Below are 22,197 nucleotides of genomic sequence, written 5' to 3' on the forward strand. Positions count from 1 at the left end.
GTCTTCGCAGCGCTACGCCCCGCCCTGCTGATACTCGCGGGGCGTGCAGCCGAACTCGCGACGGAACACCGTGTGCAGGTACTGCGCCGATTTGAAGCCGCAGGCCTGGGCAATGTCGGCAATCGCAGCATCGGTGTTCTTCAAACCGCTGGTAGCCGCCGCCAGTTTGAAACGCAGAATCTCGTCATGCACGCTGCAACCGCGCTCGGCGCGGAAATGCGCTTCCAGCGATGAGCGCGACACGCCGACATACGCCGCCACTTGCGCGGTCTTGATGCCCTGACAGGCATATTGGCGGATGAACAGCAGCGCTTGCATGACGTAGGGATTGCCCAGCGGTTGGTGCAGGCTCGACACCTGCACATTGACCGCATCAGGCGGAATCAGGATTTGCGTGCCGGTGGACGGCATGCCGTGGAGCATCTGGTGCAGCAATTGCGCAGCGGTGCGGCCCATGGTTTCGGTGCCCTGAATCACCGAACTCAGCGGTACACGCGTCAGGCTGCGGGTCAGCGGGTCGTTGTCGATGCCGATCAGCGCGACCTGCTCCGGCACGGCGATGCCGGCGGTCAGGCAGGCTTGCAGCAACTGGCGGGCGCGGGCGTCGCTGACGGCGATGATGCCGATCGGTTTCGGCAGGCTGTGCAGCCAGGCGATCAGTTGTTCGACGGCGCTGTCCCACAGCGGCGCGCTGGTGCCCATGCCGCGATAGATCTCGGCGTGCAGGCCGTCTCGTTGCATCAGTTTGCGAAAGGCTTTTTCCCGCTCCTGCGCCCAGCGATTGGCCTGCGCTTCCGGCAGGCTGAAACAGGCAAAGCGCTGCAACCCCGCCTCGACCAGATGCGAATAAGCCAGAGTGATCAGTGCGTTGTTATCAGTGGCAACGTAGGGGATCGCTTTCGGATAAGCGCGAGCATCCTCGTAAGAACCGCCGACCGCCACCACCGGCAAATGAATGTCGGCCAGCGCCTCGCCGATCAGCGGATCGTCGAAGTCAGCAATGATGCCGTCACCCTGCCAACGCTCGATGCCCTTCAAGCGGCAAAGAAAGTCCTCTTCCAGAAACAGGTCCCAGGAAGCGCGGGTGCTGCTCAGGTAGTTGCCGATGCCGCTGATGATTCCACGGTCGTAGATCTTGCTGCCGTTGAACAACAGGGCGATGCGGTGCACGGGCGGTAGGCTTTTCATTCAGTATCCGGATTTTGCGTAAAGCCATTCGCGAGCAGGCTCGCTCCCACACGGTTTTGTGCACGACACGAATCAAATGTGGGAGCGAGCCTGCTCGCGAAAGCGGCCTCAAATTGTTTTTGTACTGTTCCGGGCCGCCATGTTGCGGCGACGATGGACACAGACTAGGCCTGCGAGCGCTGAAGCTCAATACGCAAAATCGCACTCACGGTTGAGGCTTTTCATAATCAGCGGGCACGGGGGCGTTGCTAGTATCGAGACACCGCCAAGAACAACAAGGACAAGGTCCATGCAGTATTTCCCCAATATCGAGCCGGTTCGCTACGAAGGCCCGAACAGTGATTCGCCCCTCGCTTTTCGTCACTACGACGCCGACAAACTGATCCTCGGCAAACCCATGCGCGAACACCTGCGCATGGCCGCCTGCTACTGGCACACCTTCGTCTGGCCGGGCTCCGATGTGTTCGGCGCCGGCACCTTCAAACGCCCCTGGCAACGCAGCGGCGAGCCGATGCAACTGGCCATCGGCAAGGCTCAAGCCGCATTCGAGTTCTTCAGCAAACTGGGCATCGATTACTACTGCTTTCACGACACGGACGTCGCCCCCGAAGGCAACTCGCTGAAGGAGTACCGCGAACACTTCGCGCAAATGGTCGACCGCCTCGAACAGCATCAGGAACAAAGCGGCATCAAGTTGCTCTGGGGCACTGCCAACTGCTTCAGCAATCCACGTTTTGCCGCCGGTGCCGCGAGCAATCCCGATCCGGAAGTGTTCGCCTGCGCCGCTGCGCAAGTGTTCAGCGCAATGAACGCCACCCATCGCCTCAAAGGCTCCAACTACGTGCTGTGGGGCGGTCGTGAGGGCTACGAAACCCTGCTCAATACCGACCTGAAACGTGAGCGCGAACAACTCGGGCGCTTTATGCGCATGGTGGTCGAGCACAAGCACAAGATCGGTTTCACCGGTGACCTGCTGATCGAGCCCAAGCCCCAGGAGCCGACCAAGCACCAGTACGATTACGACAGCGCCACGGTGTTCGGCTTCCTTCAGCAGTACGGGCTGGAAAAGGAAATCAAGGTCAACATTGAGGCCAACCACGCGACCCTGGCCGGCCACAGCTTTCATCACGAAATCGCCACGGCCGCCTCGCTGGGAATTTTCGGCAGCATCGACGCCAACCGTGGCGATCCGCAGAACGGCTGGGACACCGACCAGTTCCCCAACAGCGTCGAAGAAATGACCCTGGCGACCTATGAAATCCTCAAGGCCGGCGGTTTCAAGAATGGCGGTTTCAATTTCGACTCCAAGGTGCGCCGGCAGAGCCTCGACGAGATCGACCTGTTCCACGGCCACGTCGGCGCCATGGACGTTCTGGCCCTGTCGCTGGAACGCGCCGCTGCGATGGTTGAGAACGATCAATTGCAAACCCTCAAGGACCAACGCTACGCCGGCTGGCGTCAGCCGTTCGGGCAAGCGGTGATGGCGGGCGACTTCAATCTCGAGTCGCTGGCCGAGCACGCGTTCACCAACGAACTGAACCCGCAAGCCGTCAGCGGCCGCCAGGAAATGCTCGAAAACATCGTCAACCGTTACCTGTATCGCTGATCGCCAAGGGAGGCTGCCGACGCAACGACGCTGTGACAATTGCACGACAATTCTGTGCCTGCTGCGTCGGCAGATTCTCTACAGTTCTACCAGCCCGATTCATCGTCAGGCCGTGTCTTTCCAACAAAAATAAAAGGACGCACCACCATGAAGAACTTGAAACGTACGCTGTTGGCCAGTGCCCTGGCGTTGTTGGCCCTGCCGGTAATGGCCGACGCTACCCACCCGAAAATCGGTTTCTCCATTGACGATCTGCGTCTGGAACGCTGGTCGCGCGATCGCGATTACTTCGTCGCGGCAGCGGAAAAAATGGACGCCAAAGTCTTCGTGCAATCGGCCGACGCCAACGAGCAGAAGCAGATTTCGCAGATCGAAAACCTCATCTCTCGCGGCGTCGACGTGATCGTCATCGTGCCGTTCAACGCAACAGTGCTGACCAACGCCGTGGCCGAGGCGAAGAAAGCCGGAATCAAAGTGGTGTCTTACGACCGGCTGATTCTCAACGCCGATGTCGACGCCTATATCTCCTTCGATAACGAAAAGGTCGGCGAGATGCAGGCCGGCGGCGTGCTGAAAGCGGCGCCCAAGGGCAATTACTTCTTGCTGGGTGGCGCGCCCACCGACAACAACGCCAAGATCCTCCGTGAAGGCCAGATGAAAGTGCTGCAACCGGCCATCGACAAGGGCGATATCAAGATCGTCGGCCAGCAGTGGGTCAAGGAATGGAACCCGACCGAAGCGCTGAGCATCGTTGAAAACGCCCTGACCCGTAACAACAACAAAATCGACGGCATCGTCGCCTCCAACGACGCTACCGCTGGCGGCGCCATCCAGGCATTGGCCGCGCAGCAACTGGCCGGCAAGGTGCCGATTTCCGGTCAGGACGCCGACCTCGCAGCCGTCAAACGCGTGATCGCCGGCACGCAAACCATGACCGTGTACAAACCGCTGAAACTCATCGCCTCCGAAGCAGCCAAGCTCTCGGTGCAACTGGCGCGCAACGAAAAACCGGCCTACACCTCGCAGTACGACAACGGCAGCAAGAAAGTCGACACCATCCTGCTCACGCCAACGCCGTTGACCAAGGACAACATCGACTTGCTCGAACAGGACGGCTTCTACACCAAGGCGCAGATTGCCGGGCAGTGATCCGGTCGTAAATCTTGATCAGACCTGTGGGAGCGAGCCTGCTCGCGAAAGCGGAGTGTCAGTCAGTAAAGCTCTGTCTGAAAAGGCCCCTTCGCGAGCAGGCTCGCTCCCACACAGGTTCAGTGGTGTTTGAGTCCCTGGTATACGAGCCTTTTCCATGTCCGACTATCTGCTGCAAATGAACGGCATCGTCAAAACCTTCGGCGGTGTCAAAGCGCTCAACGGCATCGACATCAAGGTCCGGCCCGGTGAATGCGTGGGCCTGTGCGGCGAGAATGGCGCCGGCAAGTCGACGCTGATGAAGATCCTTTCGGCGGTCTATCCCCATGGCACCTGGGACGGTGAAATCCTCTGGGACGGGCAACCGCTCCGGGCGCAATCGATCAGCGAAACCGAAGCCGCCGGCATCGTCATCATCCATCAGGAACTGACCCTGGTGCCGGACCTGTCGGTGGCGGAAAACATCTTCATGGGCCATGAGCTGACGCTGCCGGGCGGGCGCATGAACTACCCGGCGATGATCCACCGCGCCGAAGCCTTGATGCGTGAATTGAAAGTGCCGGACATGAACGTGTCGCTGCCGGTTTCGCAGTACGGCGGCGGTTATCAGCAACTGGTGGAAATCGCCAAGGCCCTGAACAAACAGGCGCGTCTGCTGATTCTCGACGAACCCTCCTCGGCCCTGAGCCGCTCGGAAATCGAAGTGCTGCTGGACATCATCCGCGACCTCAAAGCCAAGGGCGTCGCCTGCGTCTACATCTCGCACAAGCTCGATGAAGTCGCCGCCGTATGCGACACCATTTCGGTGATCCGCGACGGCAAACACATCGCTACCACCGCCATGGCCGACATGGACATTCCACAGATCATCACGCAGATGGTCGGGCGCGAAATGAGCAACCTTTATCCCAGCGAGCCGCACGAGATTGGCGAGGTGATTTTCGAAGCGCGCCACATGACTTGCTACGACGTCGACAACCCCAAGCGCAAACGGGTCGACGACATCTCCTTCAGCCTCAAGCGCGGCGAGATTCTCGGCATTGCCGGGCTGGTCGGGGCCGGCCGCACCGAACTGGTCACCGCACTGTTCGGCGCCTACCCCGGACGCCATGAAGGCGAAGTCTGGCTGGACGGCCGACCGATCGACACGCGCACGCCGCTGAAAGCGATCCGCGCCGGCCTGTGCCTGGTGCCCGAAGATCGCAAGCGCCAGGGCATCATTCCGGATCTCGGTGTCGGTCAGAACATCACCCTCGCCGTGCTCGAGAGCTATTCGAAAATGACCCGCATCGATGCCGAAGCCGAACTGGGCTGCATCGACCGGGAAATCTCCCGTCTGCATCTGAAGACCGCAAGTCCATCCCTGCCGATCACCAGCCTGTCGGGCGGTAACCAGCAGAAAGCCGTGCTGGCGAAAATGCTGCTGGCCAAACCGCGCGTACTGATTCTCGACGAGCCGACCCGAGGCGTGGACGTCGGCGCCAAGTACGAGATCTACAAATTGATGGGCACGCTGGCCGCCGAAGGCGTGTCGATCATCATGGTTTCATCGGAACTGGCCGAAGTGCTCGGCGTCTCCGACCGCGTGCTGGTGATCGGCGAAGGCCAGTTGCGCGGCGATTTCGTCAACCATGAGCTGACCCAGGAACAGGTACTCGCCGCCGCCCTCAGTCAGCCGGGCAGCCATAACAATAATGATCGGAAAACCGCGTAAATGAATCAGGTCAAACAACTGTTCACCCGCTACAAGATGCTCGCGCTGGTATTTGCCGTGGTGCTGATCTGGCTGTTCTTCAGCTGGCAGACCGAGGGCGGCTTCCTCACCCCGCGCAACCTGTCCAACCTGCTGCGGCAGATGTCGATTACCGGAATCCTCGCCTGCGGCATGGTGCTGGTGATCATCAGCGGCGAGATCGATTTGTCGGTGGGTTCATTACTCGGTCTGCTCGGCGGCCTCGCGGCGATACTCGACGTGGTCTATCACATTCCGCTGCTGGCGAATCTCAGTCTGGTTGCCCTGTGCGGTCTGGTCATCGGGCTTGCCAACGGCTACATGGCGGCGTACTTGCGCATCCCCTCATTCATTGTCGGCCTCGGTGGCATGTTGGCGTTTCGCGGGATTTTGCTGGGGATCACCGGCGGCACCACCATCGCCCCGGTATCGCCGGAGCTGGTCTACGTCGGCCAGGGTTATCTGCCCCACGCGATCGGCACCGGCCTGGGTGTGCTGCTGTTTGTGCTGACGGTATTTCTGACCTGGAAACAACGACGCAATCGCGCCCTGCATGGCCTGGCGGCGCATTCGCTGGTACGTGATGTTGTGCGCGTGCTGGTAATCGGCGCGGTGCTGGCGGGTTTTGTTCAGACCCTCAACAGTTATGACGGTATTCCCGTGCCGGTGCTGCTGTTGCTGATTCTGCTCGGCGTGTTCAGTTACGTCACCAGCCAGACTGTGTTCGGCCGCCGGGTCTATTCGGTCGGCAGCAACATGGAAGCGACGCGCCTGTCAGGCATCAATGTGCAGGCGGTCAAGCTGTGGATTTTCGGCATCATGGGCGTGATGTGCGCCCTCGCCGGCGTGGTCAACACCGCACGCCTCGCCGCCGGCTCACCGTCCGCCGGCAGCATGGGCGAACTCGACGCCATCGCCGCCTGCTTCATCGGCGGCACCTCCATGCGCGGCGGCTCCGGCACCGTCTACGGCGCCCTCCTCGGCGCACTGGTGATCACCAGCCTGGATAACGGCATGTCGATGCTCGACGTGGATAGCTACTGGCAGATGATAGTCAAGGGCAGCATTCTGGTGTTGGCGGTCTGGGTGGATGTGAGTACGCGCACGGCGCGGCGTTGAAACGTTGCAGGTGAGTTGGTAAAACGCAAATGAGGCCTGATCACAGGCCTCACTTTTTCCTATCAACGGCGTGAACCGTCTCTTGCGACTGGCTTAAGCGTGCTTTTCCGGGTTCTGGCCAGCCCGTCAGGGCATCCACTGCCACGGCGGCTGGCACCGACGCTACATTCAAACGCCATCCACCGCCGGATAATCCCCATACCCTTCCCAACCCTGGCTGAACCAAGTGCTCATTTCGCTTTCCGCCAATGGCAACTGCCGAGCGAATCTCAGCGGCAGATCCGGATTGGCTATAAACGGCCGTCCAAACGCAATCGCATCGGCGAGCCCGGCATCCAGTTGCGCTTGTGCCCTGGCGAAACCGTAGTCCGAATTGAGGATCAGCACGCCTTTGAACACGTCGCGAATCATCCCGGCCAGTGGCGGGCGTTCGGACTTGCCGAAGGTGCCGTCCGGCGGTGGTTCGCGGACTTCCAGATGAGCGATGCCAATCGCTGACAGCACTTCGGCGGCGCGGATGAACAGCGCTTCGGGATCGCTGTCGCGGATGCCCTGCTCGTAGCTGCTTGGAGTCAAGCGCACGCCAGTGCGGTCGGCGCCGATGACTTCGGCGACCGCCTCGGTCACTTCCTTGAGCAAGCGGATACGGTTGTTGATCGAGCCGCCGTACGCATCGGTGCGAAAATTGTCGCTGTCGCGCAGGAACTGGTCGAGCAGATAGCCGTTGGCGGCGTGGATCTGCACGCCATCGAAACCCGCCTCGATTGCGTTGCGAGTGGCCTGACGAAAGTCTTCCAGCAGTGCGGGAATTTCTTCCAGCGGCAACGCACGCGCCGGTGTATACGGCTGCTTGCCGGCGTACGTATGCGCCTGTCCCGGCGCGGTGGTGACCGATGCGGAAACCGGCTGGCCGCCGCCAAGGAAACTCGGGTGCACGACCCGGCCCATGTGCCAGAGCTGCGCGATGATCCGGCCGCCAGCGCCATGCACGGCATCGGTGACCTTGCTCCAGCCGGCGACCTGTTCGGCCGACCAAATGCCTGTCGCATACGGCCAGCCCAGACCTTGCTGGCTGATGCCGATCGCTTCGGAAATGATCAGGCCGGCACTGGCGCGCTGGCGGTAATACTCGACCATCATCTCGGTCGGGACGTGCTCGCGAGTGCCGCGCGCGCGGGTCATCGGTGCCATCAGGATGCGGTTGGGCAAATCGAGCGCGCCGAGGCGCACGGAATCAAATAACGATGTCATGTTCAGGCTCTCAAAAAGGTGGGCAGGATCAAACCAGGCGTGCGCCGCCGTCGATGTTGAGCACGGCGCCGTTCATGAAGGTGTTGCTCATCAGGAAAACCACTGCCGCGCCCGCTTCTGCAGCTGTGCCGAGGCGATGCAGGGGCAGCACCTGCTCAAGAGAAGCGACAAATGCATCCCGCCCCTCGCCCAGTGCCTTGCCCAGAATCGGGGTGTTGATCGGGCCGGGCGAAAGCGTGTTGACTCGCACCGGTGCCAACTCAAGGGCCAGACCGCGAGCCAGTGCTTCCATGGCTGCCGAGGCGGCGGCGAGTACGGCGGTGCCGTAGGCATTCGGGCGATCAGCGAGAGAACCGGAGATAAACGTGATCGAGCCGTCTTTTGCCAGCCTGTCGCCAAGGACCCGAATCGCATTGATCGATGCCCAGATGCGTTCGTCGAACGCGCGGTGCAGATAATCGAGATCAGCCGCGCGCACGGTGCCAGCGACAAACGTGCCGGCGAGCAGAACGAGGTGATCGACCTGAAGGATATCGGCCAGTGCAGTATCGAGAGCCTGGCTATCGGTCACGTCGGCCGCGCGCCAGCCATCGAGCCCGTGCTCGCTGGCGGCCTGCTCGGCACGTGCAGCGTTCGAGCCGATGACGATGACCTTGGCGCCAGCGGCTTTCGCTTGCACCGCAGCGGCCAGGCCAATGCCGGAGGTGCCGCCGAAAATGACCACGGTTTTGTCGGTGAGTGTGGAAGGCAGGGTTTGGCTGATGTTCATGCTGAGTCTCCGTCTGGAACACCTGAATGGCGTTCGATGGGCAAAGACTACGTTTTGGAAGCCACATTGATAATTGGGCCAGAAGTCGCTTTACTAGTGCCATGAAGGCACAAATTGGATTGGATCGTTTAACCGGGCTCATCGCCTTTGCACGAGCGGCTTCGCTGGGCAGCTACACGGCTGCCGCTCGGGCACTGTCGGTGTCGCCGTCGGCCATCAGCAAAAGCGTGCAACGGCTCGAAGAGCATTTCGGCCTGATGCTGTTTACTCGCACCACGCGCTCGCTGGTACTCACCCCGGAGGGCCGTGATCTATACGAACGGGCGCTGCGGATTCTGCGCGAAGTCGAAGACATCGATCAGGCCGCCGTTGCTTCACGCGCTGAGCCATCGGGCGTATTGAAGGTCACCGCGCCGTTGCCGATTGGACTGAATATCCTCGCGCCGGCCCTGCCGAGATTTCGCGAGCAATATCCAAAGGTGACGATCGATCTACGACTCGGCGATCAGTATGCCGACCTCATCGAACAAGGCATCGACGTCGCGGTTCGGGTTGGCAATCTTGCGGATTCGCGACTGATTTCTCGCCCGCTGGGCCCGCATCGAATCGGTGCGTTCGCATCACCGGACTATCTGCAGCGCAAGGGTACTCCGCTTACGGCCGAGGATCTCGCCGAGCATGAGTGCGTGAATTTCCGCTATCAAAGCACCGGGCAGAGTTTGCGCTGGCCGTATCTAGCCGGTGACAGACAGTTGGAACTGGCACCCGACGCGGCCTTCACCGTTGATGCCAGCGATGCGGTCGCGGCGGTGCTGGCTGCCGGCGGCGGCATCGGTATTTCGCCGCACTACGTAGCGGCGGCGTATGTTCGTCGGGGCGAACTGGTCCCGGTGCTGCCACAGTTCACCGTCGAACGCTTCGCCATTACCGCGTTGTGGCCGGAGAGCCGTCGCGGTAGCCCGAATGTCAAAGCGTTCACGGCGTTTTTGCTTGAGTTGTTCCCTGCAACGCCGCCTTGGGATGAGGTCATCCAGACGTACGTAGAGGGTTCAGGTCCGGCCTGACGGTTCATAGCGAACGTTTTGCAATCCACTGCTTGTACTGTCCGGTGCGAAAGAACATCGCCAACTGTTGTGACAGCAATCGCGCAACCTACTGTGGAAACGGGCTTGCTCGCGAAAGCGCTCTGCCGGTCGCCATCCGTGTTGACCGTTCTGGCCCCTTCGCGAGCAAGCTCGCTCCCACAGGTTTTTTGGCATGGCTGGGGATTGGTGGCGTGCCAGCACCGACTGGTTTTCGTCAGTGCGCCAATTCTCATCGTCCCGCCCCCAGTCCATAACCTTTGGACTGACTTGAAACCTGTACGCGTCGGCAGGCCAATCAAGCGCTCACGTTGCCCGAATCACTTATGCACAAGCAGCGACTTGCGCGCTGCCTTGTCCTGCTTCATGGCGGCGATTTCCCGCTCGCACGCTTCGACATCGAACGACTTGTCCCATTTGGCGATGGCGATGGTGCCGATGCCGTTACCGATCAGGTTGGTCACGGCTCGCGCCTCGTTGAGGAAGCGGTCGATGCCCAACAGCAACACCAGGCCCACCAGAGGTATCGAGTGAATGGTGGTGAGGGTGGCCGCGAGTGTCACAAAACCTGCTCCCGCCACTCCGGCCGAGCCCTTGGAGGTCAGCAGGAACACGCCGAGCAGAATCATCTGATCCATGAAGGTCAGCGGCGTGTTGGTCGCCTGGGCGATGAAGATTGCTGCCATGGTCAGGTAGATGCAGGTGCCGTCTGCGTTGAAGGTGTAGCCCGTCGGCAGGACCATGCCGACCACGGATTTCTTGCAGCCGAGCTTTTCCAGTTTGACCATCATTCGCGGCAGCACCGCTTCGGTCGAGCAGGTGCCCAGGGTGATCAGGATTTCATCCTTGAAATAACGCAGAAACTGCATCAGCGGCATGCCCGACCATCGCGCCACCGCGCCCAATACAACGACGATGAAAATCAGCGTGGTGATGTACAGCGCGACCAGCAACTGCCCCAGCGACAGCAGAGTGCCGATGCCGTATTTGCCGATGGTGAATGCCATGCCAGCCCCCGCGCCCAACGGCGCCAGACGCATGACCATCGCGACGATTTTGAACAGACCTTGCAGGAACAGATCGATGGTGTTGATCAGCGGTTTGCTGGTTTCGCCCATTTGCACCAAGGCGACGCCCATCAGCACCGACAACAGAATCACTTGCAGCATGACGCCATTGGAGAAAGCGCCGAGGAAGGTGTGCGGAATGATATTGAGGAAGAATTCGACCAGACCGCCCTGCTCGCTCGCCGCCTGGCTGTATTTGTTGACAGCGCTGCCATCGAGGGTACCGGCGTTGATGTTCATGCCGGCACCGGGCTTGACCACGTTGACTACGATCAGGCCGACCACCAGAGCGATGGTGGAAAGAATCTCGAAGTAGATCAGCGCTTTCACACCGATGCGACCGACCTCCTTGATACTGCCCATCTTGGCGATACCGACCACCACCGTGCCGAAAATGATCGGCGCCAGGAGCATCTTGATCAGCTTGATGAAACCGTCGGCGAACGGCTGCAGCTTGGCGCCGATGTCGGGCACGAAGTAACCGATGGCAGCACCGATGACGATGCCGATCAGCACCTGCACATAGAGCTGGCTGTACCAGCGCGATTTTGAAGTTTCCACGGAAGCACCTCATTTTATTGTTGTGGTGGGCATGTGGCTTTGGCGTCGAGGATGACGCCTGAAGGTGCGGCCTCGGAAATCGAGGCCGCAGATAAAACCGAATCAGCCCTCGCCCAGTTCGCGCATGACGGCATACAGCGCAGACTTGGCTTCGAAGCCGACCCCCGGGATATCCGGCAGCCCGACGTAGCCGTTTTCCACGCGGATACCATCGGCAAACCCGCCGAATGGCTGGAACACGTCCGGGTACGATTCGTTGCCGCCCAGGTGCAGACCGGCAGCGATGTTCAGCGACATCTGGTGACCACCATGTGGCACCACGCGGCGCGAAGACCAACCCAGCTCTTCCATCACTTTCAGGGTGCGCATGTACTCAACGAGCCCGTAGGACAGCGCGCAGTCGAATTGCAGGTAATCGCGGTCCGGGCGCATGCCGCCGTGGCGCAACAGGTTGCGGGCGTCCTGGTGAGAGAAGAGGTTTTCGCCGGTGGCCATCGGCAGTTCGTAGTGATTGGCCAGCTCGGCCTGGAGCGCGTAATCCAGCGGGTCGCCGACTTCTTCGTACCAGAACAGGTTGTACTTCTTGATCGCTTCGGCATACGCGATACCGGTCTGCAGATCGAAGCGGCCGTTGGCATCGACCGCCAGGCGCTGGCCGTCGCCCACCACTTCGAGCACCGCCTCAATGCGGCGGATATCTTCGTCCAGCGGCACTGCGCCAATCTTCATCTTGACCACGTCGTAGCCACGGTCCAGGTAGCTCTGCATTTCGGCCTTGAGCTTGGTCTGGTCCTTGCCCGGGTAGTAATAACCACCCGCCGCATACACCCAGACCTTGTCATCGGCAACGCCGTTGCGATAACGATCGGCAAGCAGGCGATACAGCGGCTTGCCTTCGATCTTCGCTACCGCATCCCACACCGCCATATCGATGGTGCCGACCGCTACTGAACGCTCGCCATGCCCGCCCGGTTTTTCGTTGGTCATCAGGGTTTTCCAGATGGCGAACGGATCGAGGTTATTGTTCTCGTGATCGATCAGGGTTTGCGGGTCGGCTTCAGTGATCCGCGCCAGAAAACGGTCGCGCATCAACGCGCCCTGGCCGTAGCGACCGTTGGAGTTGAAGCCGTAACCGATGACCGGTTTGCCGTCGCGAATCACGTCGGTAATGACCGCGACGACCGAGCAGGTCATCTTCGAAAAATCGATGTAGGCATTGGCGATCGGGGAAGCAATGGAGACGGTTTTTTCACGGATATCGACGATACGCATGACGGGTTCCTCTTGTTGTGGTGGGCCAACGTTATGCGTTGCGACGACACCCGCCCAATGCTATTAATGCCGCGCCCTATGCACAGGAGGCATTGCCCTTGGAACTGGTTTGGCTTGAGGATTTTTCAGCGCTGGCCGAATACGGCAGCTTTGTCCGGGCCGCCGAAGCGCGCCATGTGACGCAGCCGGCATTCAGTCGTCGGGTGCGTTCACTGGAGAACTGGATGGGCGTGGAATTATTCGTGCGCACTCCGCAGGGCGCGACGCTGACCGAGGCCGGCAGGCAGATTTTGCCCAGCGCTCAGGAAGCGGCCAGACGCCTGTATCGCATGCGTTCCGAGGCTCAGGAAGTGGCCGGCATGGCGGCGAAAACCTTGCAGTTCGCTGCCACTCACTCGCTGTCATTCACCTTCTTCCCACGCTGGTTGCGCAGCGCCGAAAGTGGCGCGCCGATCGACGCGGTTCGCCTGCATTCCGACAGCATGGCCGTGTGCGAACAGATGCTGATTCATGGCCAGGTGCAGTTCCTGCTATGCCATCGCCACCCCGACGTTCCGCCATTACTGGCGCCTGATCAGTTCATTGGCAAGAAGGTCGGCGAGGACGTACTTGTGCCGCTGGCGAGTGCTTCAGCCCAGTTCGGCACGTCGCCTGAAACCCTGCCCTATCTGGCCTACACCCACGAATCCGGCCTGGGCCGAATCGTCGCCCACAGGCTACACGGCAAGGCCGATTATCTGCATTTGAAACCGCTGTTCAGCAGCCATCTGGCGGCAGTGCTGATGTCGATGGCGCTGGAAAGCAAAGGCGTCGCCTGGCTGCCGAAAAGCCTGACCGAACAGGAAATGGCCGACGGGCGCCTGGTCAGGGCACTGGATGAAAGCTGGGACATTCCATTGGAAATCCATCTGACTCGCCCGACCGCGCCGATCAGCCCTTCGGCGGAGGAATTCTGGGCGAAGCTGGGAGAGTAACTCTATCGAGCAGCCCCTCACCCCAGCCCTCTCCCGAGGGAGAGGGAGCCGATTTGGGTGCTGTTCAAGAACTGAGTTCAACCCGGTATTTCAGGTCGGCGAATTTCTACTAAACACCCCGGTCAGTCCCCTCTGCCTTCGGGAGAGGGTTAGGGTGAGGGGCTTTTGTCCTTTGACTCGATTTATGCCACCGTGAGCCCCGTCCATTGCTCCGAAACCGCCCAAAGTCGCTCAGCCAGCTCAGCATCCGCCGCCCATTGCGCAACGCCCTTGCGGCCCGCTTCAGGTTGATTGATCGGCGCAACATTGCAGTCTTCGCAATACACGCCACCCAAATCCGCAAGCAATGCACTGGTCGCACACCACAATCCCGTCGCGGCGCCCTGCTCCAGCGTTTTCAGACCGTTGTGGGCATCCAACCGTGGTCGACCGTGTTCATCCAGGGCGTCGAATGCGGCGAGTTCCGCCGTGCTCAAGTGCCGTGCCAGATCCGTCAGAATCTGCCCCGGATGCAATGAGAACGCACGAACGCCATGACTGCGTCCGCGCCGATCCAGCGCGATGGCAAACAAGGCATTGGCTGTTTTTGACTGACCATACGCGGCCCATTTGTCATACGGCCGTTGCAGGAAATCGATGTCGTCAAAGTCGATCCCGGCAATCTGGTGCCCGCGCGATGACACTGACAGCACCCGCGCCTGTCCAGCTTTGACTAGCGCCGGCCAAAGACCGCAGGTCAGGCGATAGTGGCCCAAGTGATTGGTCGCGAACTGGCTTTCATGGCCATCGGCATCGCGCAGCAACGGCGCGGCCATGACTCCGGCGCAGTTGATCAGCAATGACACTGGCTGACCCGCGCTGACCACGCTGTGGCTGAACGCCGCCACCGATTCAGCCTGCATGAGGTCCATGGGCAGCACGCGGACACCGTCAACACCCGCCAATGCCACCTCTGCCCGCTCCGTATCTCTGGCCGGCACAATGACCTGCGCTCCTGCCGCCGCGAGGCTTTTCACCGTCAGCAGACCCAGGCCGGAATAGCCGCCGGTGACCACAGCGAGCTGCCCGCGCAGATCGATGCCAGCCATGACTTCAGCCGCTGTGCTCGCGGCGTTGAACGGTGATTGCACAGGTTGTTGGAGCGTAGCCATGAGCGTTAATCCTGAGTGAGCTATCGAAGGTCTTCATTCTTGGCTAAGCTCTACGGACGAACCAGTCTGATAAATCCAGGTTTCTGTCGTGATCATCCAAAATCCTGCTGGCGATCCGCTTTCTGCCGTATTGGCGCTCTCCGAGTTGCAAGCAGCCTGCTCGGTTCGCTTGCAAGCGGGAGGCGTCTGGGCGCTGCGATTTCAACCCATCGAACTGAAATTCAACGTGGTGCGACGAGGCGAATGCTGGTTGCGCATGCAGGGCTTGCCGGCGCAGTTGCTGCGGGCCGGCGACTGCTTTGTGGTGTCGCGCACGCCGTTCATTCTGGCCAGCGGCGCCGACGTCGAGGCGGTGAATGCAGCGGATGTTTTTGCCCATGACGGCGTCTCGGCGACGTTTGGCGTCGGCGAGGAAGTCGAGCTGCTGGGCGGCAGCGTGTCGCTATCGGGACCCGGCGCAACCGAACTGCTCGACGTGCTGCCGACCTCGCTGATCATTCGCGCCGAGGCCACAGGTGCCTCGTCGTTCGGTTGGCTGCTGGATGAACTGGAGCGCGAGTGGCCATCACACCAGGCCGGCTCGCAGGCGATGTGCAACGACCTGCTGCGGCTGATCTTCATCCATGCGCTGCGCCATCACATCAACAGCGCGGATGCCGAACAATTGGCCTGGCTGGGCGGGCTACGGGAACCGGCGATTGCCGGCGTCTTGCGCGCCGTTCACGCTGCTCCGCAGAAGCCTTGGCGACTGACGCAAATGGCCGAGATTGCCTGCATGTCGCGCTCCGGTTTCGCCGCGCTGTTCAAGACACGCATGGGTCTGGCACCGGTCGAATACGCCACGCGCTGGCGAATGCGCGTGGCCGCGTTTCGCTTGCGCAATGGTCGGGACAATGTGGCCACTGTTGCCGCGTCACTGGGCTATCTGTCCGACGCGGCGTTTGGCGCTGCCTTCCGCCGCGTGCACGGCAAATCGCCGGGCCAATACCGCCGCGATCCACTCCTGTAGGCCAATGATCGAGGTTATGATCGCGACAACCGCCGCCAGGGACATCCGCTGATGCCTGCCATGAAAACCCGCCCCACCTCCGCGCCATTGCTCAAGCCAGGCGAAACCGTGGTGCTGTTCGACGGTGTGTGCAAACTGTGCAACGGCTGGGCGCGCTTTCTGATTCGCCATGACCGTCAGCGCCATGTGCGGCTGGCGACCGTGCAATCGCCCGAAGGCCAGGCCTTGCTGGCGTGGGCCGGTTTGCCCCTGGATGAGTTCGACACCATGGCGGTGATCCGCGACCGGCAGTACTGGGAACGCTCGGATGCGTTTCTCGAAGTGGTCGGGCAACTGCCAGGGCGCTGGCAGCCGCTGAAACTGCTGCGGATTTTCCCGCGCCGCCTGCGTGACTGGGCTTACGATCGCATCGCGCTGAACCGCTATCGGCTGTTCGGCAGGTACGACGCTTGTCTGCTGCCAACAGCGGATCATGAAAGCCGCTTTCTAAAAGCCCACGGTTAACCCGACCAGTTGCACCGGCGTCATCTTCGTCACCATCATCAGCACGATGACAAACATCCCGGCGAACCCGGCAATGCCCATCCAGAACCACCAGCGGTAAGTGCTAGCAAAGCGATCATCCAGAGGCAGGCCACTCTCGCCCGCGCTCAGCGCCATCTTCTGCAGACGCTTTTGCAATACCAGTACAGGCAGCCACAGTGCGCCTACGCAGAAGAAAATGATCAGCGACGTCAGCAGCCACTCACTGCTCATCGAAAGCCCGGAAAGCCGCATCAGCAGATAGCCGGTGATGACCTGCACAATCCCTGCCGGCGTGGTGATCCACGTATCGAAACGCACCACCATCCTTGCGACATGGGCGATCACTTGCGGGTTGCCGCTGCGGCTGGCGGCGATCAGGTAGAGGTAGGAACCCATGCCGAAACCGAAGAGGAAAATCGCCGCGATTACATGCAGGTACTTCAGGCAGAGATAGAGCATCTCAACGCTGCCCATCGGAGAATTGAACCGACAGGCTCAAGTTGGCCGGATCGTTGATCGCCGCCAGATATTCATCGACGCTGATTTCGCCAACACACGGCCGCGCGCCGGCCTGCGGTACATAACCCCGAGCCATTTTGCTCGCGAGGGCGACGGCGGCGCAGCTGGGGATTTCCGGGCCTTTGTCATTCAGCGCGGTGAGTTGCGCGGTCATGCTCAGCGGCTGGCCTTCGACACCGATGCCGCGAACATCGATGTACATCGCGCTTTTGCCATCACCGAAACGTTCGAACCACGTACCCAGGCGATGCAGGCGCGCCGCCCAGCGCACATGATCGCGCACCAGCCCGAAGCGCAAGGCCTGCGCCAGCAAGGCGTTGGCAACGCCGCCGAGCTTCAGGCCGGCGCCAGCCTTGAAGCGCAGCGTCTGTGCGCCATAGCGGCGAGCGAAAATATCCATGTCCGGCACATCGACATTGGCCAGCACCCGCGTGCCCAGTTGCGGCATGCTGCGCAGGGTCAGATCGAGCCAACCCAATACTTCGTGAACCTGGCCGTTTTTCAACTGCCTGATCGGTTTGCCGGCATAAGCGAGCACGCCTTCGACCGTGGACAGCCCCGGCATTTTTGCCGAGGAAGAAATGCCATGCTCGATCGAGTCGATTCGCGCAAAACGTGAGCGCTGCTGATCGATGATCGCCGAAGACAAGGTCGGCACCGAACTGCAACCGCTGAGCACGGCCACACCAGCCTCCCTGGCGCGGGCGTCGAGCACATCAATGCCGTTGACGAAGGTGCGGCAGTCAGCCAGATCGCAATAATTCACACCGGCGCCGATGCAGCTTTCAGCAACTGCGTAGGATTGCCCCTGAAACGGCCCGCCGGTGTGCACCACCAACTGAACATTGAACTCACGCAACGCCGCCTGAAAATCCGCGCCCAGCGCATCGCCGCACCAGCCATCGCACGGACGGCCTGATTGCGCTTGCAGCTCAGCGACCTTGATTTGCAACTTGCGTGCATCGCGGCCCGACAACAGCAGTTCAATCTCTGGCATGAGCGCCAGATGCCGACAAACGATGCTGCCGAAATTGCCGTAACCACCGACGACCATCACCCTGAATGCCATTACCCTATCCCTGTTCCAGCCTAAACGTGTGGCGCAGAGGATATAGGGCGCAGCGGCGACCAGACATTTATTTTGCAACCGGGTATCACCCCGTCCGCTTGTCCCAGGCAAAAAGAATGAACCCAACGCCCCTCTCGTCGCCTAACGCACAGACCATCAGGAGCTAAGCCTATGCAAATCGAAACCGTGTGGATCGTATTGGCGGTCATTCTTGTGCTGATCGAGCTTTGGGCCATCAATCGGGTGCGTAAAAGCGAAGGGAAATCCAGTAGTAAAGGCGTGTGGATCGTGCTGATCGTGTTCGTGCCGCTGTTCGGCCTGATCGCCTGGGCACTGGCGGGACCCAAGCATGTCGGTCGCATTTCGCCTTCCCAGGCTAACCGGTGACCCACGGGTGCAGGCCCGTCTGAAGTATCACCACAGCCCGGCTTTTGCCGGGCTTGTTATATGCAATGCCCGCCGCGCGGATTTCTTGCAGGCTGCACGAAAGCATTGTGCCTGCTTCGATGCCAGCCCTTGATTTACAAGGGTTGCGCTTGATCGGCGAGTTGGCATGAGTCCTGCGATAGCCTCTTCCTGAATACACAGCAGCGCGAAAAAAAGAACGCTGTGTTCAATCCGTGAAAAGCAGAGGCCTCAAAAAATGAATGCCATCGACCTTCTCAAAGCCGACCATGAAAAAGTAAAAGCCATCCTCAGCCAACTGAGTGAGTCCACCGACCGCGCGCTGAAAAAACGCGTCGAGTTGCTGGGCAAACTGGAAATGGAAATCACCATCCACACCCGCCTCGAAGAAGAGATTCTCTACCCTGCGTTCAAGGAAGCCGGCAGCAAGGAAGAAGACATCATGTATTACGAAGCCAAGGAAGAGCACCGCACCGTGGATTCGCTGGTACTGCCTGATCTGAAAGAAACCGATCCGGGCAGCCCGGAATTTGCCGGTCGGGTCAAGGTGGTCAAGGAACTGCTGGAGCACCACATCGAAGAGGAAGAAGAGGAAATGTTCCCGAAAGCGCAGAAGCTTCTGGGCAAGGCCAAGCTCGAGGAACTGGGCGCACAGATGGAAGCCATGAAGGCGAGCCACAAAAAGGAAATGGCGGCCAACAAGATCGCTGCGTAAAGTGCTGAAGACACGGAAGCCCGGCAGCAATGCCGGGCTTTTTTTGTGCGCCCAAACAGGCCCCGGCTCCCACATTGGATATACGTATGTCCGGCAATTCCTGAGCAAGCCACGAAACCTGTGGGAGCGAGCCTGCTCGCGAAGGCATCAGGTCAGCCACATCATCCATGACTGACACTGCGCTTTCGCGAGCAGGCTCGCTCCCACACTGGATATACGTATGTCCGGCAATTCCTGAGCAAGCCACGAAACCTGTGGGAGCGAGCCTGCTCGCGAAGGCGTCAGGTCAGCCACATCATCTATGACTGACACTGCGCGTTCGCGAGCAGGCTCGCTCCCACAGGGCCAGTGTCGGTCTTGAGGCAGGTTGTTATCAAACCGCCCAAGGTGGCCTGGGATCGAATTTAGTTTCAATCCACTCCTTGAACGCCACCACTGCGGCCGCCGGAAATCGCGATGACGGTCTGACCAGATAAACACCGCCCGCCGAATCCAGATGCCAGTCGGGCAGCACGTGAATCAGCCGCCCTGCCGCCAGATCGCGGCTCATCAGCCAGTCGCCGGCACCGAGTATGCCGGCGTCGGCGCGGGCGGCGGCGAGCAGGGATTCGCTGTCGCTGGCAGTCAGGTTGCCGTGGGGCGTGATGGTCTGCACCTCGTTGCCGCGATGCAGGCGCCACAGCGGGAACGAGGCCAGCCCACTGAAGCGCAGGCAATTGTGCTGCAGCAGATCCTGTGGTGTCTGCGGCATGCCATGGGCCTCGATGTACGTCGGTGATGCGCAAAGAATCCGACGATGGTCACTGAGCTTTTTTGCGGTCAGCCGATTGTCCTCAAGCTCGCCGATGCGGATAGCCGCGTCGAAACCCTGCTCGATGATGTCGACCAGACCTTCGCTGTAATCGGCCACCAGCGAAACCTGCGGATGAGCCTTGAGAAATTCCGGCAGCAGCGGCCCCAGCCACAAGCGCCCCATCGCCGCCGGCAACGCCAGGCGCAGGGTGCCGCGTACTTCGCTGGCGCCCTGCACCGCTTGCTGCTGCGCTTCGTTCATCAACTCGACGGCCGCGCGCAGGCGCTGTTCGAGTTGCAGGCCGGCCTCGGTGATACGCACGTGTCGCGTCGAGCGTTCCACCAACCGCACGCCCAGTCGCTTCTCCATCGCCGCAAGGCGCTTGGAAACGATGGTCGGATGACGCTGCAACAAACGCCCCGCCGCGACAAACGAGCCTTGCGCGGCGACGGCCAGGAAAGCAGCGATTTCATCGCTGTGCGGGTTGCTCAGAACATCCAGATTCATGGTTTTAGAATGATCGCCCCTGATGATCGGCCTGCCTCGAGATCGGCATGCGCTTGTGCCGCGTCGGCCAATGAATACCGCGCGCGAATTTGCGGCGTGATGATACCGGCGGCCACCGCAGCCAGCACATCTTGTGCGCGCTCCTGATACTCGGCTGTCGTGGCGGTGTGCGCGGCCAGCGATGGACGGGTCAGGAACAGCGAGCCCTTGGCGTTCAGCGTGGCCATTTCCACCGCTGCCGGCGCGCCGGTCTGCGCGCCGAACGAGACCATCAATCCGCGTGGGCGCAAGCTGTCCAGCGAGGCCTGAAAAGACACCCGACCAATCGGGTCATACACCACATCGACCTTGCGCCCCTCGGTGATACGCAACACGTCGGCGGCGAGGGTCTCGGCATTGAACACCAGCACTTCGTCACAGCCCGAGGCGCGCGCCTTGTCGACACTGGCCTGCTTCGACACAACGCCGATCACCGTCGCGCCAAGGTGTTTGGCCCATGGCACCATGATTTCCCCCAGACCACCCGCGACGCCGTAAAGCAGCATCGTCGTGCCCGGCCCGACCGGATAAGTCGCCTTCAGCAGATACTGCGCGGTGATGCCTTTGAACAACACCGCCGCCGCATCTTCGAACGACAACTCATCGGGGATCTTCACCAGACGCTCCGCCGGAAACAGCCGCGCCGAGGCGTAACCACCCAAGGGGCCAGTGGCATAAGCAACTCGATCGCCGACGCGGACATTGCTCACACCGGCACCGACCGCTGCCACCCGACCCGCGCCTTCCAGACCCAACCCCGAAGGCAACGCCACCGGCACTGCACCTTTGCGCTGGCTGACATCGAGGTAATTGACGCCCACCGCCGCTTGCTCCAGCCAGACCTCGCCGGCCCCGGGGGTCTGTTCGCTGACAGTGTGCAATTGCAGGACATCCGGTGCGCCCGTTGCGGTGAAGCGGATTGCATTGGCCATGGTCATCTCCATTCATTCGTTAGCCGTTGAGCTCAGTCTGAAAGCTCAGCATTCAACGAACAACCCAACCTGAATGCAGTTCATTGCTGCATCTGATGCAGCTATGCATGAATAAAAAAGGAGCGGCAGGTGCTGCCACTCCTCTTTGCAGAATCAATCGAACGCGCCGTTGAGCACCTCGTAGATCAGCCCGGTAGCCAGCGCGACGAGGATCAGGTCGGTGCCAACCTGTTGCCATTCGTAGCCGTCGTAATGAGGCAAATGGCCGAGCAGACGCCCGTCCAGCTTCTTGGCGATGCCTGGTGGCAGCGGTTTGCCCCGCGCCAAATTCTTCTGAACGCCAGGCGGCAGCGCTGGCCCCGGATTCCAGTATTCGCCGCGATAGCCGTCGACGATGCCGAGAATATTGCCGCGATCAATGCTCGGAGCACCGCCGCCATTGCCAGAGTGTTGCTGGCCTTTATTGCCATTGCCCTGACCGCCCCCACCCTGTTTACCATGATCCTGCATGTTCTGCGGTTTGCCCTTGCCGTTGCCCTGGCCGCCCTGGCCCTTGCCATTGCCGGGGTCGGCCAGTGCCGTCGTGCTGCCGACTACAAGCGCGAGGCAAGACAGCGCGACAATCAATCTGCGAGCTTTTCTCATGTGCGATTCCTTCGGTTTGGAGGGGCTTGAGTTGGGGGGAATGTGCTCAGCTTAGTGGATTTCTCCTTGCTGACCACTCGGCCTTGCGTCAGGATTCCCACCCTCTCCACCCGCGATC

At 60.7% G+C, this 22,197-nt stretch carries 21 protein-coding genes; 10 read left to right on the forward strand and 11 right to left on the reverse strand.

From position 1 onward, the window contains the following. Nucleotides 1-12: 12 nt before the first annotated feature. Nucleotides 13-1,188: a XylR family transcriptional regulator gene (locus ACV8MC_RS22040; protein WP_016774329.1), complete on the reverse strand. Its 1,176-nt coding sequence runs from the start codon at nucleotides 1,186-1,188 to the stop codon at nucleotides 13-15. A gap of 289 nt (nucleotides 1,189-1,477) precedes the next feature. Between ACV8MC_RS22040 and xylA the strand changes: the two genes are divergently transcribed. The 4 genes from xylA to ACV8MC_RS22060 all read left to right on the forward strand — a co-directional run bounded on the left by xylA (nucleotide 1,478) and on the right by ACV8MC_RS22060 (nucleotide 6,794). Then, nucleotides 1,478-2,794, forward strand: a complete 1,317-nt coding sequence (xylA, locus tag ACV8MC_RS22045; protein WP_353187664.1) for a xylose isomerase — start codon at nucleotides 1,478-1,480, stop codon at nucleotides 2,792-2,794. A 147-nt stretch (nucleotides 2,795-2,941) separates the two neighbouring features. Next, the gene (xylF, locus tag ACV8MC_RS22050; RefSeq protein WP_016774327.1) at nucleotides 2,942-3,943 is read left to right on the forward strand and encodes a D-xylose ABC transporter substrate-binding protein; all 1,002 of its coding nucleotides are present in this window, start codon (nucleotides 2,942-2,944) and stop codon (nucleotides 3,941-3,943) included. Between the two features lie 157 nt (nucleotides 3,944-4,100). Next, on the forward strand, nucleotides 4,101-5,657 hold the full coding sequence (xylG, locus tag ACV8MC_RS22055; RefSeq protein ID WP_457263479.1) for a D-xylose ABC transporter ATP-binding protein: 1,557 nt from the start codon (nucleotides 4,101-4,103) through the stop codon (nucleotides 5,655-5,657). Further along, nucleotides 5,658-6,794 (forward strand): sugar ABC transporter permease, encoded by a 1,137-nt coding sequence (locus ACV8MC_RS22060; RefSeq protein WP_076563313.1) that lies wholly within the window; start codon nucleotides 5,658-5,660, stop codon nucleotides 6,792-6,794. Nucleotides 6,795-6,962: 168 nt separating this feature from the next. On the opposite strand, the gene ACV8MC_RS22065 is transcribed toward ACV8MC_RS22060, so the two are convergent. Both ACV8MC_RS22065 and ACV8MC_RS22070 read right to left on the reverse strand, forming a co-directional pair. Then, nucleotides 6,963-8,045 carry an alkene reductase gene (locus ACV8MC_RS22065; protein ID WP_457263480.1) on the reverse strand — a complete coding sequence of 361 codons (1,083 nt, stop codon included), beginning with the start codon at nucleotides 8,043-8,045 and terminating at the stop codon, nucleotides 6,963-6,965. Nucleotides 8,046-8,073: 28 nt separating this feature from the next. Continuing rightward, nucleotides 8,074-8,814: an SDR family oxidoreductase gene (locus tag ACV8MC_RS22070; RefSeq protein ID WP_056784894.1), complete on the reverse strand. Its 741-nt coding sequence runs from the start codon at nucleotides 8,812-8,814 to the stop codon at nucleotides 8,074-8,076. 26 nt (nucleotides 8,815-8,840) lie between these two features. Between ACV8MC_RS22070 and ACV8MC_RS22075 the strand changes: the two genes are divergently transcribed. Continuing rightward, complete coding sequence (locus ACV8MC_RS22075) at nucleotides 8,841-9,878, forward strand: LysR family transcriptional regulator (protein WP_236708157.1); 1,038 nt, start codon at nucleotides 8,841-8,843, stop codon at nucleotides 9,876-9,878. A 338-nt stretch (nucleotides 9,879-10,216) separates the two neighbouring features. Here ACV8MC_RS22075 and dctA read toward each other — a convergent pair whose 3' ends face one another. Both dctA and ACV8MC_RS22085 read right to left on the reverse strand, forming a co-directional pair. Beyond that, on the reverse strand, nucleotides 10,217-11,524 hold the full coding sequence (dctA, locus tag ACV8MC_RS22080; protein ID WP_042610193.1) for a C4-dicarboxylate transporter DctA: 1,308 nt from the start codon (nucleotides 11,522-11,524) through the stop codon (nucleotides 10,217-10,219). Between the two features lie 102 nt (nucleotides 11,525-11,626). Then, nucleotides 11,627-12,796, reverse strand: coding sequence for a mandelate racemase/muconate lactonizing enzyme family protein (locus ACV8MC_RS22085; protein ID WP_315435498.1), 1,170 nt, complete (start codon nucleotides 12,794-12,796; stop codon nucleotides 11,627-11,629). Nucleotides 12,797-12,894: 98 nt separating this feature from the next. Between ACV8MC_RS22085 and ACV8MC_RS22090 the strand changes: the two genes are divergently transcribed. Continuing rightward, a complete protein-coding gene (locus ACV8MC_RS22090) occupies nucleotides 12,895-13,770 on the forward strand; it encodes a LysR family transcriptional regulator (protein ID WP_024012581.1) in 876 nt (291 codons plus the stop codon). 182 nt (nucleotides 13,771-13,952) lie between these two features. On the opposite strand, the gene ACV8MC_RS22095 is transcribed toward ACV8MC_RS22090, so the two are convergent. Further along, nucleotides 13,953-14,921 (reverse strand): oxidoreductase, encoded by a 969-nt coding sequence (locus tag ACV8MC_RS22095; RefSeq protein ID WP_150635638.1) that lies wholly within the window; start codon nucleotides 14,919-14,921, stop codon nucleotides 13,953-13,955. 88 nt (nucleotides 14,922-15,009) lie between these two features. Here ACV8MC_RS22095 and ACV8MC_RS22100 point away from each other — a divergent pair, with 88 nt between their 5' ends. Continuing rightward, on the forward strand, nucleotides 15,010-15,930 hold the full coding sequence (locus ACV8MC_RS22100; protein WP_224787244.1) for an AraC family transcriptional regulator: 921 nt from the start codon (nucleotides 15,010-15,012) through the stop codon (nucleotides 15,928-15,930). A gap of 51 nt (nucleotides 15,931-15,981) precedes the next feature. Continuing rightward, nucleotides 15,982-16,434 carry a thiol-disulfide oxidoreductase DCC family protein gene (locus ACV8MC_RS22105; RefSeq protein WP_457263483.1) on the forward strand — a complete coding sequence of 151 codons (453 nt, stop codon included), beginning with the start codon at nucleotides 15,982-15,984 and terminating at the stop codon, nucleotides 16,432-16,434. On the opposite strand, the gene ACV8MC_RS22110 is transcribed toward ACV8MC_RS22105, so the two are convergent. Both ACV8MC_RS22110 and ACV8MC_RS22115 read right to left on the reverse strand, forming a co-directional pair. Continuing rightward, nucleotides 16,417-16,914, reverse strand: a complete 498-nt coding sequence (locus ACV8MC_RS22110) for a DUF2269 family protein (protein ID WP_150635640.1) — start codon at nucleotides 16,912-16,914, stop codon at nucleotides 16,417-16,419. The genes ACV8MC_RS22105 and ACV8MC_RS22110 overlap by 18 nt on opposite strands. A 1-nt stretch (nucleotide 16,915) precedes the next feature. Then, nucleotides 16,916-18,043, reverse strand: coding sequence for a saccharopine dehydrogenase family protein (locus ACV8MC_RS22115; RefSeq protein WP_457263485.1), 1,128 nt, complete (start codon nucleotides 18,041-18,043; stop codon nucleotides 16,916-16,918). 171 nt (nucleotides 18,044-18,214) lie between these two features. Between ACV8MC_RS22115 and ACV8MC_RS22120 the strand changes: the two genes are divergently transcribed. Together ACV8MC_RS22120 and ACV8MC_RS22125 are read left to right on the forward strand one after the other, a co-directional pair. Further along, nucleotides 18,215-18,430 carry a PLD nuclease N-terminal domain-containing protein gene (locus ACV8MC_RS22120; RefSeq protein WP_041480553.1) on the forward strand — a complete coding sequence of 72 codons (216 nt, stop codon included), beginning with the start codon at nucleotides 18,215-18,217 and terminating at the stop codon, nucleotides 18,428-18,430. 256 nt (nucleotides 18,431-18,686) lie between these two features. Then, entirely contained in the window at nucleotides 18,687-19,163 is a 477-nt protein-coding gene (locus ACV8MC_RS22125; RefSeq protein ID WP_016774305.1) for a hemerythrin domain-containing protein, read from the forward strand. A 373-nt stretch (nucleotides 19,164-19,536) separates the two neighbouring features. Here the strand turns inward: ACV8MC_RS22125 and ACV8MC_RS22130 are convergent, their stop codons facing one another. The 3 genes from ACV8MC_RS22130 to ACV8MC_RS22140 form a co-directional block, all read right to left on the reverse strand. Next, a complete protein-coding gene (locus tag ACV8MC_RS22130) occupies nucleotides 19,537-20,463 on the reverse strand; it encodes a LysR family transcriptional regulator (RefSeq protein WP_457263487.1) in 927 nt (308 codons plus the stop codon). After that, nucleotides 20,460-21,434 (reverse strand): quinone oxidoreductase family protein, encoded by a 975-nt coding sequence (locus tag ACV8MC_RS22135; protein WP_457263489.1) that lies wholly within the window; start codon nucleotides 21,432-21,434, stop codon nucleotides 20,460-20,462. Before ACV8MC_RS22135 ends, ACV8MC_RS22130 begins: the two co-directional genes overlap by 4 nt. 153 nt (nucleotides 21,435-21,587) lie before the next feature. Further along, a complete protein-coding gene (locus ACV8MC_RS22140) occupies nucleotides 21,588-22,079 on the reverse strand; it encodes an anti-virulence regulator CigR family protein (protein WP_056784860.1) in 492 nt (163 codons plus the stop codon). Nucleotides 22,080-22,197 lie beyond the last annotated feature (118 nt).

This window comes from Pseudomonas sp. PK-RTE-24 (assembly GCF_054052265.1).